Origin of the sequence: Marinobacter sp. ATCH36 (genome assembly GCF_023555055.1) — a bacterium.
Taxonomy (GTDB): Bacteria; Pseudomonadota; Gammaproteobacteria; order Pseudomonadales; family Oleiphilaceae; genus Marinobacter.
Genome location: NZ_JAMJPL010000003.1, coordinates 431239 through 445861, shown reverse-complemented (window position 1 = coordinate 445861; position 14623 = coordinate 431239). Strand labels below are relative to the sequence as shown.

Here is a 14623-nt window from a genome sequence, read left to right as displayed (position 1 = left end):
CCGGGTGGGCACAAAGCGGCAATAATCAGCCGCCTCACGACAGCCCCGGCAAGGAGTAGACGACATGCATCCAGCACTTTGGGTCAGCAAAACCGGGTTGAGCGCACAGGACACCAACATGTCCACCATCTCCAACAACCTGGCCAACGTGAACACCACCGGTTTCAAGCGCGACCGTGCCGTGTTTCAGGATCTGCTGTACCAGATCGACCGGCAACCCGGTGGTCTGAATACCCAGAACTCGGAGCTGCCATCCGGGCTTCAGCTGGGTACGGGTGTGCGTATCGTAGGCACCACCAAACAGTTCTCCCAGGGTAATCTGGAAGTCACCGAACAACCACTGGATATGGCGGTGAACGGCCGTGGCTTCATGCAGATCCTGCTGCCGGACGGCCAGATTGCCTACACCCGTGACGGTCAGTTCCAGCTGAATGCCGACGGCGACATTGTGAATCCGGATGGCTACACCCTGGAGCCTAATATCAATATTCCGGAGAACGCCACGAACGTCACCATCGGCAAGGACGGTACGGTGTCTGCGGTAACCGATGACCAGGCCGCACCCGTGAACCTTGGCGAGATCACACTGGTGGATTTCATTAACCCCCAGGGGCTGCAGGCCATCGGCAACAACCTTTACAAGGCTACCAACGCCAGCGGTGACCCGGCAGAGGGTGAGCCCGGCATTGGCGGCCTGGGAACCCTGGAGCAGGGCATGGTTGAGGCCTCCAACGTGGAAGTGGTGGAGGAGCTGGTTAACATGATTACCACCCAGCGGGCCTATGAAATGAACTCCAAAGTGGTCTCCGCAACGGATCAGATGCTGCAGTTCATCACCAATAACATCGGTTAACCGGCAGCAGCGTTCAGGAGGGGCAATCATGACATCGATTTTTACTGATAAACCAGGCAAGCATGGTGCGGGAACCCTCGCTATGGTGCTGGTTCTGGTTTTACTTCAGGGCTGCACTGCGATGAGCCGCCCCCGGCCAATACCGGACGATCCGGCGTACTCTCCGGTGCGTGCCGAGGCCATGATGCAAAGAGACCCCGAGTCCGGCGCTATTTACCAGACCTCTCGTAACTACAGCCTTTACGGCGATACCGTCGCACTGAACATAGGCGATATCCTGACGGTGACCCTGGAAGAATCCACCCGCGCCAGCAAGAACGCAGAAAGCAGCATTACCAAGGACAATGAAATTTCCATGCTGGACCCACGTATTCTGGGCAAGGGCAACCTTGGTGTGGACACTGACATTGATCTGGAGCGGGATTTCCAGGGTCAGGCGGAAGCGGACCAGAGCAACAGCCTGAACGGCAATATCACGGTCACAGTGACGGAAGTGTTGCCCAACGGTGTTTTGCATATCCGCGGTGAGAAATGGCTCTCGCTGACCAACGGCGACGAGTATATTCGCCTGACCGGGCTGGTTCGCCCCCAGGACATTTCACCGGATAACACGGTGGCTTCCAATCGAATTGCAGACGCCCGTATCGCTTACGGTGGTACCGGCGATTTTGACCAGGCCAATCAGATGGGCTGGCTGGCCCGGTTCTTTAACAGTGAGTGGTTCCCGCTATGAAAATGCTGAGATTCGGCATAATGGTGATAGCGCTGTCGGTTGTTGCGGCGCCGGTACTGGCGGACCGCCTGAAGGATCTGGCGCGTATCGAAGGTGTGCGTAACAACCAGTTGGTTGGTTATGGCCTGGTAGTAGGTCTTGACGGCACTGGTGACAAGGCGCCGTTCACCAACCAGACCTTCCGCAATATGATGAACCAGTTCGGAATCACACTTCCGCAAGGCGTGAATCCCAACCTGGCCAACGTGGCTGCAGTAACCGTTACGGCAACTTTGCCGCCGTTCGCGAAGCAGGGGCAGGAACTGGACATTACGGTATCCTCAATCGGCAACGCTGACAGCCTTCGGGGTGGCACGTTGTTGATGGCGCCTCTGAAGGGTGCTGATGACCAGGTTTACGCCATGGCCCAGGGTAGTCTTGTGGTGGGCGGATTTGGCGCCCAGGGTGCTGACGGCTCCCGTATCACCGTGAATGTGCCCAGTGTTGGCCGCATTCCCAACGGTGCCACCATCGAGCGGGAGATAACCTCACCTTTTACCCGGGGCGATACCATCACGTTCAACCTGATGCGCCCTGATTTCACAACAGCTCGCCGGGTGGTGGAAGCCATCAATGACCAGCTGGGGCCGGACATGGCCTATGCTCACGATGCCACTGCGGTGTCTGTAAAGGCGCCACGGGATCCCTCACAGAGGGTGAGCTTTCTCTCTATCCTTGAAAACATTAACGTCGACCCGGCGCAGGAAGCCGCCAAAGTGGTCATCAACAGCCGCACCGGAACCATTGTGGTAGGGCAGAATGTGAAGGTCAGCCCTGCGGCCGTGACCCACGGCAACCTGACCGTGACCATTGAAGAAAATCCGCAAGCCAACCAGCCGAATCCCTTTACAGATGGCCAGACGGTTGTCGAGCCCAACACCCAGATCGCGATTACCGAGGACCCGGCAAGAATGTTCCAGTTTGGCCCTGCCATCACGCTAAACGAAATTGTTCAGGCGGTGAACCAGGTGGGCGCTGCTCCTGGTGACGTGATGGCGGTGCTGGAAGCGCTTAAACAGGCCGGCGCCCTGCGGGCCGAGCTGATCGTGATATAGGTGGCGTGATGCAGGATTTAAGTCTCCAGAAAGCACAGGTCTATACCGATTTTGGTGGTCTCAACGATCTGAAGACCCAGGCAAGGACCGATAAAGACGCCGCGCTGATGGAAGTGGCCAAGCAGTTCGAAGGCCTGTTTCTGTCGGAAATGGTCAAGTCCATGCGTAAGGCGGGCGACGTGTTTGCCGAGGGCAACTACCTGAACAGCCAGCAGTCGGAATTCTATCGCGAAATGTTCGACAGCCAGCTCAGCCTGACATTGTCGCAGAAACAGGGTACGGGTCTTTCGGAAGCACTGGTTCGACAACTAAGCCGCCAGATACCGGGTATGGATGAGAAAGGCGAGCCGATGGCTGCCCACAAGAAGGCGCTGGCGGATTATGACCGCAGCTTGCCGGTGCTGTCAGCGCGTTTGCCTGAGCAGGTGGAGAAGGTGAATGAGGTTGCCGGAACCGTCGCGCCAGCGGCTGAACGGGATGAAACGGCACCACTGCCGGCCCGGTTTGACTCGCCAGAACAGTTTGTGCGCGAACTTTTGCCAATGGCGGAAAAAGTGTCCGAGCAGAGCGGTATTAACCCCCGTCTGATGGTTGCCCAGGCAGCCCTGGAAACCGGCTGGGGCCGGCACATGATTGAAGGCGACGGAGGAGCACCCAGTTTCAACCTATTTGGTATCAAGGCGGACAATCGCTGGCAGGGTGAGTCGGTGGATATTGCCACAACCGAGTTCAGGGAAGGTGTGCCCATGAATGAGCGGGCCGCTTTCCGGTCGTATCCGGACTATGAATCCAGCTTCCGGGACTATGTGTCGTTCCTGGAATCCAACCCACGCTACCGGGATGTCCTGGCGGCAGCGGACAACCCTGACGAGTTTGCCGACAGGCTACAGCAAGCGGGTTACGCTACCGACCCGAACTACGGCGCGAAAATTCGTCGCATCATGAACAATGATTCCATGACAACGTTGTCCATGGGCTCCCGCGGGGCTGAGGAGTAAGGATTATGGCAGGGCTTATCAATATTGGCTTGACCGGTATCCTTGGACACCAGGCGGCGCTGAACACAACGGGCAACAACATCACCAATGCCAACACTCCGGGCTATAGTCGCCAGGAAGTTCAGTTTGAGACCCAGGCAGCTCAGCGCACCGGGGCGGGCTCTGTTGGCACCGGCGTAAATGTGACCAATATCCGTCGGATGGCGAATGAATTTCTGACCCAGCAGGTGCGTGAAGACACCACGCTGTTCGGTGAACAGGAAACCCTGAACTCCGAGCTTTCGCGGCTGGACAACTTGTTGGGCGGTGAGTCAACAGGCCTGAGTAATGCCCTGAATAATTTCTTCGCCAGCCTTCAGAATGCCGCCGAGGACCCGGCTTCATTGCCCCAGAGGCAACTGGTGCTCAGCGAAGCACAACAGGTCGTTAACCGTTTCGAAGCGCTTAACCAGGAATTCATCCAGCAGCGGGAATCTGTCAAGACCCAGATGCAGCAGGGTGCGAAAGACGCCAATACCCTGCTGAAAAGCATTGCCGAGCTTAACAATGCCATCTCTGAATCGCCGGGACTGGCGCAGGGACGTGAGCCTAATGAGTTGCTGGACAAGCGCGATGAGAAGCTCCGGGAACTGTCGGAGCTGGTCAATATTCGAGTGACGCAGGCCGAGGGAAGCCAGGTTAATGTCTCCCTGCGCAATGGGCAGTCGCTGGTGGTCGGCGACCGGGCAGCGCAGTTGGGCACCCGTGACAACTCTGCAGACCCCACCACCCTGGAATTCACCCTGACCACCGGTGGGCGAACCCTGAACGTCGATGACCAGATCAACGGTGGCAAGCTGGGTGGTCTGCGTCGATTTGAATCCGAGGGCCTGCGGCCGGCTTTCGATGAGCTGGGCAGGGTGGCCATCGCGTTGTCGGATACGGTCAACCACCAGCACGAAATCGGTATGGACCTTGAGGGCGACCTGGGAGGCCTGTTCTTCAGCGATATCAACTCCAAAGCCGCACAGCAGGGCAGGGTGATTGCCAATGCGAACAACGGCGCTCCGCGAAACGCACAGTTGGCGGTAGAGATTGTCGACAGTTCGGAGCTTCCGGCCGGAAGCTGGTCTCTTGAGTTCGGCGGCGATGGTCGGAACTTCGAGCTGGTGGACCGTGCAACCGGTGAAGTGGTCAATCAGGGCCGTCTGCCGGACCCGGTCCAGTCTGAAATTTCCATGCCGGGGTTCAATATCCGTGTCGAAGACGGCACATTCAATGCCGGTGACAAGTTCCTGATCCAGCCTACGCGTCAGGCGGCCGCCAATATCGACCTGAAAGTGGACCGCGAGGAAGATCTTGCCTTTGCCAGCCCTGTGAGGGCCGAGGGTGCTGATGGTAATATCGGTGATGCCACCATTAATCAGGGCAAGATGCTGAATGTGCGGGACCCGTTTACCAACTCACTGTTATCTAATTTCCGCCAGGATGGGCAGCTGGATCCGCCGCTGAACATTGAGTTCTCTGAGGATAGTGGACAACTTTTCTATACAATTACTGATGCCAAAACTGGCGATCCATTCCCGCCTGTTGATCCTCCTACTGACCCGCCTCCGGAGTACTTATTCGATCCCAGCGCTTCCAAGAAGTTATTCAGTGAAGACCCGCGTGAGGAAAATTATTTCGGCTTCCAGTTCGAAATATCCGGCAACCCGAGGCCTGGCGATTCATTCAACATCAACTACAACACCAACGGCGTGTCGGATAACCGTAACGCCGAGTTCCTGGCGGCCTTGGGGACCAAGAACACCCTGAATAGTGGTAGCCAGAGTTTTGCCGAGGGGTACGCCGGCCTGGTTGAGGATATTGGTGTGAAAACCCGCCAGAGCCAGCTGGACAAGGATGCCGGCCAAACCCTGCTGGAGCAGTCCAGTAACCAGCGGGAATCGGTGTCAGGTGTCAATCTGGATGAAGAAGCAGGCAGGCTGATCCAATACCAGGCCGCCTATAACGCCTCAGCTCAGGTGATGAGTGTGGCGCAGGATTTGTTCAATACCCTGTTACAGAGTTTCCGGTAACAGTGCGAGGTGATGTGACATGATCAGAATTTCATCACAACAGATATTCTCCGGCGGAATAAACCGGCTGCAGGACCTCAATAGCAGCCTGAACCAGACCCAGGAGCAGATCTCCACGGGCAAGCGGGTGAACCGTCCGTCGGACGACCCGGTTGCAGCGGCGAGGATTCTCAAGCTGGACCAGGAACTGTCGCGGATTGAAACCTACCAGCGTAATGCCGGGCTTGCGGAGAACCGGCTGCAGCAGGAGGAAAGTACGTTGGCCAGCTCGGTGGATGTCATCCAGCGGGTGCGTGAACTGACGGTTCAGGCCGGTAACGGCTCTCTCTCAGCCAATGACCGCAAATCCATTTCCTCGGAAATCAAGGAGCGGTTGGGGCAGCTGGCGAATATAGCCAATACCCGGGATGCTTCGGGTGAATATATTTTTAGTGGGTTCCAAGGCTCTACCGCGGCATTCGGAAAGAATGAGTCAGGCAATTGGGTGTACCAGGGGGATGAGGGCCAGCGGATGCTGGAGATTGATGACGGTGTGACCGTTCCAATCAGCGATCATGGCAAAGGTATTTTTTCATCGATACCGGCTGAGGTGTTTGGCGAGCGTAATCCGGATCAGGATCCACCAGCCGAAGGGCGAATTGACGGGGTCCGAGTGATTGACAATGGTGAGTTCTCTTCAGTTGCGCCGGATGATATTGCACTTACTGTAAACGCTGCAGAAGACGAGGTCGCCGCATTTAACCGCCGAACGGGCGTTGAACTGGCAGGTTCTCCTGTGGCCTACGAAAGCGGCGTGCCATTTGAAATTGCGGGCGTAAGCGCCACGATCAGAGATGAAGCAGCTGGCGATGAATTTGTCATTCGCTCGAGTGCGAAACAGTCGGTATTTGCCACCTTCGAAAACCTGATCGCTGGCCTTGATACCATCGACAAGGGCTCTCCGGCTGGCCAGGCTGCTTACGATGATCTGATCGCCGCATCACTGCAAAATCTGGACAACGCCCAGGAAAGCATCGTCCAGAAGCAGACCGAACTGGGCGGGCGGCTGAATGCTGTTGAGTCCACCAAGTCATTTCTTGAGGACTCTTCCGTCTACAGTGAGGATATCCGTTCCGAGCTACGGGATGTGGACTACGCTGAAGCTATCAGTAACCTGAGCTTCCAGAGCTTCGTGTTGCAGGCCGCTCAGCAGTCATTTGCCCAGGTATCGCGGTTGTCGTTGTTCGATCGCCTGTAAAAAAGCCTGCCGGAACAAGGAAGTCCGGCACTTGTTATTGCTTTCAGATTCAACCTCAGTATAATCGCCAACACTCTCCGATGGCGGCGTGGTGAAATTGGTAGACACGACGGATTCAAAATCCGTTGGGGTAAAACCCGTGGCGGTTCGAGTCCGCCCGCCGCTACCATTAACGAGCCGCACAACGCGGTGTCTTGAATAGTCCATCCAATGAACGTCTCCGATTTTCACTTTGATCTGCCGGATGAACTCATCGCCCGGTATCCACTCAAAGAGCGAAGCGCGTCACGACTGTTAAGCCTTGATGGCCTCTCTGGCTCTGTTTCCCATCGACAATTTTCGGACCTGCCGGATTTGCTTCAGCCCGGAGACCTGCTGGTATTCAATAACACCAGGGTGATACCGGCACGGCTATTCGCCAAAAAGGAAACGGGCGGTCAGGTTGAAGTGCTGGTCGAGCGGCTGCTCGGAGAGCATGAGCTACTTGCCCACGTAAAAGCTTCCAAGGCGCTGAAACCGGGGCAACGGATTGTTCTGGAGGACGGCACTCCCATGCTGATGAAGCAGCGGGAGGATGCATTGTTCCATCTGGTGTGCGATAGCAGCGAACCCCTGCTGGAATTGCTTGAGCGCATCGGGCACATGCCGTTGCCCCCCTATGTCGATCGCCCTGATGAATCCTCCGATCGGGAACGCTACCAGACCATCTATGCCCGGGAATCCGGCGCTGTGGCGGCCCCGACAGCAGGCCTGCATTTTGACGAGCGGATTCTGGCGGAGCTTGAGGTGCGAGGCATTGAAAGTGCGTTTGTTACCCTGCACGTGGGCGCCGGCACCTTTCAGCCTGTTCGTGTTGAGCACATTGAAAACCATATAATGCACAGTGAAGTCGCCCATGTGCCGGAAGCAACCGTAGCTGCCGTTGAGGCTGCCCGTGCCCGTGGCGGCCGTGTGATTGCGGTAGGTACCACCTCGGTGCGTTCGCTGGAGTCAGCCAGTCGGGGCGGGGTACTGAGTCCGTTCAAAGGTGAAACGGATATCTTTATTTACCCCGGTTATCGTTTCCAGTGCGTCGACGCTATGGTGACCAACTTTCACTTGCCGGAATCAACGCTGATCATGCTGGTCAGCGCTTTTGCAGGTTATGACAACGTGATGTCCGCCTATCGCGAGGCCGTCGCCGAGCGTTATCGTTTTTTCAGCTACGGTGACGCCATGTTTATTGCAGGGCAGGAGCCGAGTCTGGGCGCCCTCAAACCCGGAGAGCAACCATGAGTGACCAGTGTTTTATGTCCTTTGAAAAGCTGGGCGAGGATGGACGGGCCCGGCGGGGGCGGCTTACCTTCCCCCGGGGCACCGTGGAAACGCCGGCTTTTATGCCCGTAGGAACCTACGGGACAGTCAAGGGCATGCTGCCAAGGGATATCAAGGGTATTGGCGCAGAGATTATCCTCGGCAACACCTTTCATCTGATGTTGCGGCCAGGCACCGACGTTGTGAAGGCTCATGGCGACCTGCACGACTTTACCCAATGGCACGGCCCGATTCTGACGGACTCCGGTGGCTTCCAGGTGTTCAGTCTGGGAGAAATGCGCAAGATTACAGAGGCCGGCGTAACCTTCCGCTCGCCGGTGGATGGTTCCCCTGTTGAGCTGTCGCCGGAAATCGCCATGCAGGTTCAGCGGGACTTGGGCTCGGACATAGTGATGATATTCGACGAGTGCACCCCTTACCCCGCCACCGAAAAACAGGCCAGCGAGTCCATGGAGTTGTCGCTGCGTTGGGCTGAGCGAAGCAAGCAGGCGCATGCAGGTAACCCCGCGGCATTGTTCGGTATTGTCCAGGGCGGCATGTATGAGTCCCTCAGGGAGCGTTCACTAAAGGGGCTCACAGATATCGGTTTCGATGGCTATGCCATTGGTGGGTTATCTGTCGGGGAGCCCAAAGAGGATATGACCCGTATTCTTGACCACCTGCCACCAAGAATGCCTGAAGACCGCCCACGCTACCTGATGGGCGTTGGCCGGCCGGAAGATCTGGTCGAAGCGGTTCGCCGTGGCGTCGACATGTTTGACTGCGTAATGCCCACCCGTAATGCCCGTAACGGGTACCTGTTCACCTCCACCGGTATCGTCAAGATCCGCAACGCGCGCCACCGTCACGATACGTCGCCGCTGGATGATCAATGTGACTGCTATACCTGTGAGAATTTTTCGAGAAGTTACCTGCATCATCTGGATAAATGTGGGGAAATGCTCGGTTCACAACTCAACACCATCCACAATCTGCGTTACTACCAGAACGTGATGGCCGGATTGCGTGGCGCAATTGAAGCAGGTACATTGTCGGACTTTATCAGCGACTTCTATGCCCGCCGCGGCGAGACCGTGCCGCCAATGGCACAGTGACTGCGGGCAAGCCGGTTCTCAAACGCTAACGAACTTTATTTTAAAAACGGAGATAATCAATGAAATCAATCAAGTTACTTGTTGCTGCACTATTTGCTGCGATGCCGGCTCTGGCCATGGCACAGGATCCTGGTGCCGGTGGCATGGGCGTAATGGGGCAGGTTATTTTCTTTGCCGGCTTTATCCTGATTTTCTACTTTCTGATCTGGCGTCCGCAGTCCAAGCGTGCCAAAGAACACAAGGCGTTGATGTCCGGTCTGAACAAGGGTGATGAAGTGGTCACCTCTGGCGGCGTCGCGGGCAAGATCACGAAAGTTACCGACGATTTTATCGTGGTTGAAATTGCCGACAACGTAGAAGTCAAGATTCAGAAAGTTGCTGTTGCAGCGGCCCTTCCGAAAGGAACTTTGAAGGACATCTGAGCCAGCTTCTTTCTCAGGTCTGAATTTGCCAAGCTGAAACATCACAGCCGGCCCATTGGCCGGCTTAAAGGGACCCCATGCTGAACAAGTATCCGCTCTGGAAAAACCTGGTCATCGTTATTGCACTGGTGATCGGTTTCATTTATGCGCTGCCTAATGTCTTCCCAGACGACTACGCCGTACAGATTACGGGTGCGCGAAGTAGCACCGAGGTCAATCAGAGGATCCTGGAGAGGGCCGTTGATGCGCTCGAAGCGAAAGGGATTGCCGTCAAGGAATCCGAGCTCCAGGATCGCGACGCCCTGATCCGGTTGAACGATGCCGACTCCCAGTTGCGGGCAAGGCCAGTTGTTCAGGATGCGCTTGGCAGAGATTACCTGGTTGCCCTGAATATGGCGCCGTCGACACCGGAATGGCTTGAAAGTCTGGGTGCAGGGCCCATGAAGCTGGGCCTTGACCTTCGCGGTGGTGTTCACTTCCTGCTGGAAGTGGATATGGAAACTGCGGTTGAGCAGCGCCTCGAAGCCATGTCCAGCCAGATCAAGCGTGAATTGCGAGAAGAACGCGTGCGCTATCGCGGCGGTGATCTGGAAGGCGACAACTCCATTGTTCTGAACTTCCGGGATGAGAGTTCCCGTAGTGAGGCATTCAGCCTGATTCGCGATCAGTACAATGAGTTTACGTTGGACGAGCAGCGTGAAGATGATGAATACCGGCTGGTTCTCACCATATCGGAAGCAGAGATCAAGTCGATTCAGGATTATGCCCTGGAGCAGAACCTGACGACCATCCGCAATCGAGTGAATGAACTGGGTGTTGCCGAGCCTCTTGTGCAGCGCCAGGGTGCCGACCGGATTATTGTCGAGTTGCCGGGTGTTCAGGACACGGCAGCGGCGAAACGTGTACTTGGCGCCACCGCCAACCTGGAATTCCGTCTCGAGGCGCGCCAGGACGAGTCGGGGGCGAACACGGAAACGTACGAGTTCCGTGATACGCCCAATCGTGAGGCGCGCCTGGAGAGGGACATCATTGTAACCGGCGATAATGTTTCCAATGCCCAGCAGGCATTCGATGAGAACGGGCAGCCTCAGGTTAATATCACTATGGATTCTGTCGGTGGTGACCTGATGAACCGCGCTACACGGAACGCCATTGGTCGGCGAATGGCGGTATTGTTTATTGAATACCGCACGGAAACGGAAGAAGTGGTTGTGGATGGCGAAACCCGCACTGTCGATAACCGGGTTGTTGAAAAAGGCATTATCAGCCTTGCCACCATACAGTCTGCGCTGGGCAGCAGTTTCCGGATTACCGGTCTCGATTCCATCCCGGAAGCCTCGGAACTGGCGCTGTTGTTGCGGGCTGGCTCACTGGCTGCGCCGATGTACTTTGTCCAGGAGCGCACCATTGGCCCAAGCCTGGGTCAGAAGAATATTGATGCCGGTATGATGTCCGTATTGCTTGGTTTCGTGCTGGTGCTCTGTTACATGGTGTTTTACTACCGCGGCTTCGGCCTTATCGCCAACGTGGCACTGACACTGAACCTGATGTTGCTGATTGCCTGCATGTCGATTCTTTCAGCAACCCTGACCCTGCCGGGTATCGCCGGTATTGTCCTGACGGTGGGTATGGCCGTGGATGCCAATGTGCTTATTTTTGAGCGCATAAAGGAAGAGCTTAAGACGGGTATTCCGCCTCAGTCGGCTATCAATTCCGGGTACTCCAGAGCGTTTGTATCGATATTCGATGCCAACATCACCACGCTACTGGTGGCAGTGATCCTGTTTGCCATGGGCTCCGGCCCGGTGAAAGGGTTCGCGGTGACGCTGTCGATCGGTATTCTCACGTCGATGTTCTCCGGGCTGATGGTCAGCCGCAGCATCGTAAATCTTGTATACGGCGGTCGAAAGGTCGAAAAGCTGTCGATCGGAGGGAAGCTGGCCAATGTCTGAAGCTGAGAAAAAACCTATCGATTTCATGGGCTTTCGGAAGATTGCTTCCGTTCTTTCCGTTTCGCTGGTGGTCGTCGCAATTGCATTGTTGGCGACACGTGGCTTGAACCTGGGTCTTGATTTTACCGGTGGCACATCTGTAGAGCTTGAGTACCAGCAAGCGCCAGCACTTGATGACGTTCGTGCGAGCCTGGATGAAGCAGGTTACGAGCAATTTGTGGTACAGAACTTCGGTTCAGACACGACGGTGCTCGTACGGATGGCAGAATCGGAAAACGACAAGCTCGCTGTTGAAGTTGCGGAGGTGCTCTCCGCCGGCGGTGCCGAGCTTGAACTTGTCAGTTCCGAGTTTGTGGGCTCCCAGGTAGGGGACGAACTGAAAGAAGACAGCGGCCTGGGAATGTTGATCGCTCTTGCAGTGGTGCTGATCTATGTGGGTATGCGCTTCCAGTTCAAGTTCGGCATAGCCTCCGTTGTGCCCCTCGCCCATGATGTCGTCATTGTTCTTGGTGTCTTTTCCCTGTTCCAGTGGACTTTTGATCTGAGCGTGCTGGCCGCCTTGCTTGCGGTTATTGGCTACTCTCTCAACGATACCATCGTTGTGGCGGACCGGATTCGTGAGAATTTCCGCAAAATGCGGGAAGGGGATTCCGAGCACGTCATCAACGAGTCCATTCATCAGACCATTAGCCGGACAATCAATACATCCGGTACCACTCTTGTGGTCCTTCTTGCCCTTTATTTTCTCGGGGGTGAGGCAATCAACAACTTCGCGCTGGCTCTGATCATCGGTGTTGTAGTGGGCACCTATTCATCCATCTATGTCGCTGCCAATATGCTGGTAGCCCTGGGTGTCGCCCGTGAGGATCTTATTGTGCCGCCCAAAGAAGGACTGGCTGGGCAGGAAGAGGAAGAAGAGCAGCCGCCTGAGTGGCTTAACCGGATGTAATTCGGTGGCAGCCACAAAAAAGCCGCAACCCCTCAGGTGTTGCGGCTTTTTTGTGCCTGGCCGGTTCAGCGTGGCAGGCGGCCCCGGAAGGGGTGCAGGGTTTTCAGTACTTCCCGGAACAGCTTGGGGTTGGCGACAATAAGCTGTTTGGCCCGCTCGGTTGACGGGTTGCCCGAGAAATCACCGGTCAGGGCGCCGGATTCCAGAGCCAGGGTGACGCCAATGGCAAGATCTGCGGGCTCAGGACGGAAAATAACGGCAGCGTCCAGATGCCCTGAAGATACTCTGGCAATATCCAGCGCAACACAGCCGGCCGTGCGGAACATGCTGCTGTCCCGGGCCAGCAATGATGCCATCTCGCCCCACATCAGCGGGTCGTCACCATGTCGGGTCTGATCCAGAAGGTTGCTGACCACGGCGGCGCGGTCGGCGTGCTTGACTTCGCTGGTGCGCACGCGCCGGCTATTCAGAGCCGCACCATGGCCGCGACTGGCAGAATATTCTTCACCGGTGACTGGGTTGATGAGCAGCAGGTTTTCGGTGCGGTTGTTTTTCTTCTGCAGCAGCGCCAATGCGAAATCAGGAATACCACGCAGAAAGTTTTCGCGCCCGAGCACCGGGAATATGTGCCAGCTCTTGTCGTTACCGTCAGCATCCGCTTCATTCAGCGGTGCGATCATGTGGTCCTTGTAGGACTTTTCGAGCTGTTCGGAAAAATTGTCGTAAACAGACTGCTCGACCCGCTCGAGTTGCTTGCGGCGGTCCTCGGTGTCGCCATTCGGTTCCTGGCGTTCGAAGTGTGCTTTCAGATAGTCGGACCCCTGACGCGCGACGCGCAGGGCCATTTTAATAGCTGGTTGCATCTGAGTGTTCATTATCCGGGTGTGTGAAGGCCGCATAGGATAGCAAAAACTGACGCCGCTTGTATGTTTTTCGACTCGGTGATGTCACTGATGGCGCTGTATCAGGGCTTATCCGGAGAGGCAGCAGAGGTGAAAAATCTGGTATCATGCGCGCCTTCCCCGGAATTCCATAGGCAGATTACTACAGAGACACGAGCGCTATGCACAAGTCCGCGATGCCCCAGGAGGGCACCGACACCTTTGATGACCAGATCAGGATTGTTCTGGTTGAAACGTCTCATTCCGGCAATATTGGAGCCGTAGCGAGGGCCATGAAAAATATGGCGCTGGGCAGTCTCTGGTTGGTTAATCCGGTGTCGTTTCCTGATGAAACCTCTTACGCGCGGGCGGCGGGAGCTTCGGATGTACTGGATAATGCCCGGGTTGTTAACAGCCTTGACGAAGCTATTGAGGACTGTGTCTGCGTTATGGGCACCAGCGCCCGGGGTCGCAAGGTGCCCTGGCCCGTTATCGCGCCGCCTGACGCTGCCGCCATGGCGTCGGAGCACTCAGGAGCTGGTCCGGTTGCGGTGGTATTCGGACGGGAAAATCATGGCCTGAGTAACGAAGAGCTGCAGCGTTGCCACTTTCACATTCATATTCCGTCGAACCCGGACTACAGTTCGTTGAATCTGTCCATGGCGGTTCAGGTGATGTGTTATGAATTGCGCATGCATTATCTGAGGGGGCTTGAAGGTGGCGATGGCAGCCCATATCTCAAGCCCATGACTGCGCCGGGGGATGCTGGCTGGGATGTTCCTCCGGCACCGGTAAGAGACGTCGAGGGTTTCTTCGAGCATCTTGAGCAGGTGCTGGTTGATGTTGATTTCCATCGCCGCGAGAAACCCGGATTGTTGATGACCCGGTTGCGCCGTCTTTTTCAGAGAGCGAAACTGGATCAGACAGAAATCAATATTCTCCGGGGTGTCCTGACCGCTGTGCAGAAATCCGCCGGTACGGACCGATCCGGATCAAATACTTTAAAGGCTGGCTCAGCAGCCGGTGAGCAGGAATAGGG

The 14623-nt window shown here is 56.2% G+C and carries 13 protein-coding genes and 1 tRNA gene; 13 read left to right on the top strand and 1 reads right to left on the bottom strand.

Annotated elements, in window-relative coordinates:
• Positions 1-64: 64 nt before the first annotated feature.
• The 12 genes from flgG (at position 65) to secF (ending at position 12703) form a co-directional block, all read left to right on the top strand.
• A complete protein-coding gene (flgG, locus tag M8010_RS12955) occupies positions 65-853 on the top strand; it encodes a flagellar basal-body rod protein FlgG (protein ID WP_114612551.1) in 789 nt (262 codons plus the stop codon).
• A gap of 28 nt (positions 854-881) precedes the next feature.
• Complete coding sequence (gene flgH / locus M8010_RS12950; protein ID WP_250091778.1) at positions 882-1586, top strand: flagellar basal body L-ring protein FlgH; 705 nt, start codon at positions 882-884, stop codon at positions 1584-1586.
• Positions 1583-2680, top strand: coding sequence for a flagellar basal body P-ring protein FlgI (locus M8010_RS12945; RefSeq protein WP_284048091.1), 1098 nt, complete (start codon positions 1583-1585; stop codon positions 2678-2680). The genes flgH and M8010_RS12945 overlap by 4 nt, the downstream gene beginning before the upstream one ends.
• Before the next feature lie 8 nt (positions 2681-2688).
• On the top strand, positions 2689-3678 hold the full coding sequence (gene flgJ, locus M8010_RS12940; RefSeq protein WP_250091776.1) for a flagellar assembly peptidoglycan hydrolase FlgJ: 990 nt from the start codon (positions 2689-2691) through the stop codon (positions 3676-3678).
• A 5-nt stretch (positions 3679-3683) separates the two neighbouring features.
• Positions 3684-5735, top strand: coding sequence for a flagellar hook-associated protein FlgK (gene flgK, locus M8010_RS12935; RefSeq protein WP_250091775.1), 2052 nt, complete (start codon positions 3684-3686; stop codon positions 5733-5735).
• A gap of 19 nt (positions 5736-5754) precedes the next feature.
• Positions 5755-6972: a flagellar hook-associated protein FlgL gene (flgL, locus tag M8010_RS12930; protein WP_250091774.1), complete on the top strand. Its 1218-nt coding sequence runs from the start codon at positions 5755-5757 to the stop codon at positions 6970-6972.
• Positions 6973-7054: 82 nt separating this feature from the next.
• Positions 7055-7141, top strand: a tRNA-Leu gene (locus M8010_RS12925).
• Positions 7142-7182: 41 nt separating this feature from the next.
• The gene (gene queA, locus M8010_RS12920; RefSeq protein ID WP_250091772.1) at positions 7183-8247 is read left to right on the top strand and encodes a tRNA preQ1(34) S-adenosylmethionine ribosyltransferase-isomerase QueA; all 1065 of its coding nucleotides are present in this window, start codon (positions 7183-7185) and stop codon (positions 8245-8247) included.
• 14 nt (positions 8248-8261) lie between these two features.
• Positions 8262-9380 (top strand): tRNA guanosine(34) transglycosylase Tgt, encoded by a 1119-nt coding sequence (gene tgt / locus M8010_RS12915; RefSeq protein WP_250091849.1) that lies wholly within the window; start codon positions 8262-8264, stop codon positions 9378-9380.
• A gap of 59 nt (positions 9381-9439) precedes the next feature.
• Positions 9440-9802 carry a preprotein translocase subunit YajC gene (gene yajC, locus M8010_RS12910; RefSeq protein WP_250091771.1) on the top strand — a complete coding sequence of 121 codons (363 nt, stop codon included), beginning with the start codon at positions 9440-9442 and terminating at the stop codon, positions 9800-9802.
• Between the two features lie 77 nt (positions 9803-9879).
• Positions 9880-11754: a protein translocase subunit SecD gene (gene secD / locus M8010_RS12905; RefSeq protein WP_250091770.1), complete on the top strand. Its 1875-nt coding sequence runs from the start codon at positions 9880-9882 to the stop codon at positions 11752-11754.
• The gene (gene secF, locus M8010_RS12900; RefSeq protein WP_250091768.1) at positions 11747-12703 is read left to right on the top strand and encodes a protein translocase subunit SecF; all 957 of its coding nucleotides are present in this window, start codon (positions 11747-11749) and stop codon (positions 12701-12703) included. Before secD ends, secF begins: the two co-directional genes overlap by 8 nt.
• Before the next feature lie 65 nt (positions 12704-12768).
• Here the strand turns inward: secF and M8010_RS12895 are convergent, their stop codons facing one another.
• Complete coding sequence (locus M8010_RS12895; protein WP_250091766.1) at positions 12769-13566, bottom strand: inositol monophosphatase family protein; 798 nt, start codon at positions 13564-13566, stop codon at positions 12769-12771.
• Between the two features lie 200 nt (positions 13567-13766).
• Between M8010_RS12895 and trmJ the strand changes: the two genes are divergently transcribed.
• Positions 13767-14621, top strand: a complete 855-nt coding sequence (gene trmJ, locus M8010_RS12890) for a tRNA (cytosine(32)/uridine(32)-2'-O)-methyltransferase TrmJ (protein ID WP_250091765.1) — start codon at positions 13767-13769, stop codon at positions 14619-14621.
• Positions 14622-14623 lie beyond the last annotated feature (2 nt).

Coding starts and splice junctions, on each gene's coding strand:
- flgG (WP_114612551.1), top strand. CDS start 65: ATGCATCCAGCACTTTGGGTCAGCAAAACCGGGTTGAGCGCACAGGAC.
- flgH (WP_250091778.1), top strand. CDS start 882: ATGACATCGATTTTTACTGATAAACCAGGCAAGCATGGTGCGGGAACC.
- M8010_RS12945 (WP_284048091.1), top strand. CDS start 1,583: ATGAAAATGCTGAGATTCGGCATAATGGTGATAGCGCTGTCGGTTGTT.
- flgJ (WP_250091776.1), top strand. CDS start 2,689: ATGCAGGATTTAAGTCTCCAGAAAGCACAGGTCTATACCGATTTTGGT.
- flgK (WP_250091775.1), top strand. CDS start 3,684: ATGGCAGGGCTTATCAATATTGGCTTGACCGGTATCCTTGGACACCAG.
- flgL (WP_250091774.1), top strand. CDS start 5,755: ATGATCAGAATTTCATCACAACAGATATTCTCCGGCGGAATAAACCGG.
- queA (WP_250091772.1), top strand. CDS start 7,183: ATGAACGTCTCCGATTTTCACTTTGATCTGCCGGATGAACTCATCGCC.
- tgt (WP_250091849.1), top strand. CDS start 8,262: ATGTCCTTTGAAAAGCTGGGCGAGGATGGACGGGCCCGGCGGGGGCGG.
- yajC (WP_250091771.1), top strand. CDS start 9,440: ATGAAATCAATCAAGTTACTTGTTGCTGCACTATTTGCTGCGATGCCG.
- secD (WP_250091770.1), top strand. CDS start 9,880: ATGCTGAACAAGTATCCGCTCTGGAAAAACCTGGTCATCGTTATTGCA.
- secF (WP_250091768.1), top strand. CDS start 11,747: ATGTCTGAAGCTGAGAAAAAACCTATCGATTTCATGGGCTTTCGGAAG.
- M8010_RS12895 (WP_250091766.1), bottom strand. CDS start 13,566: ATGCAACCAGCTATTAAAATGGCCCTGCGCGTCGCGCGTCAGGGGTCC.
- trmJ (WP_250091765.1), top strand. CDS start 13,767: ATGCACAAGTCCGCGATGCCCCAGGAGGGCACCGACACCTTTGATGAC.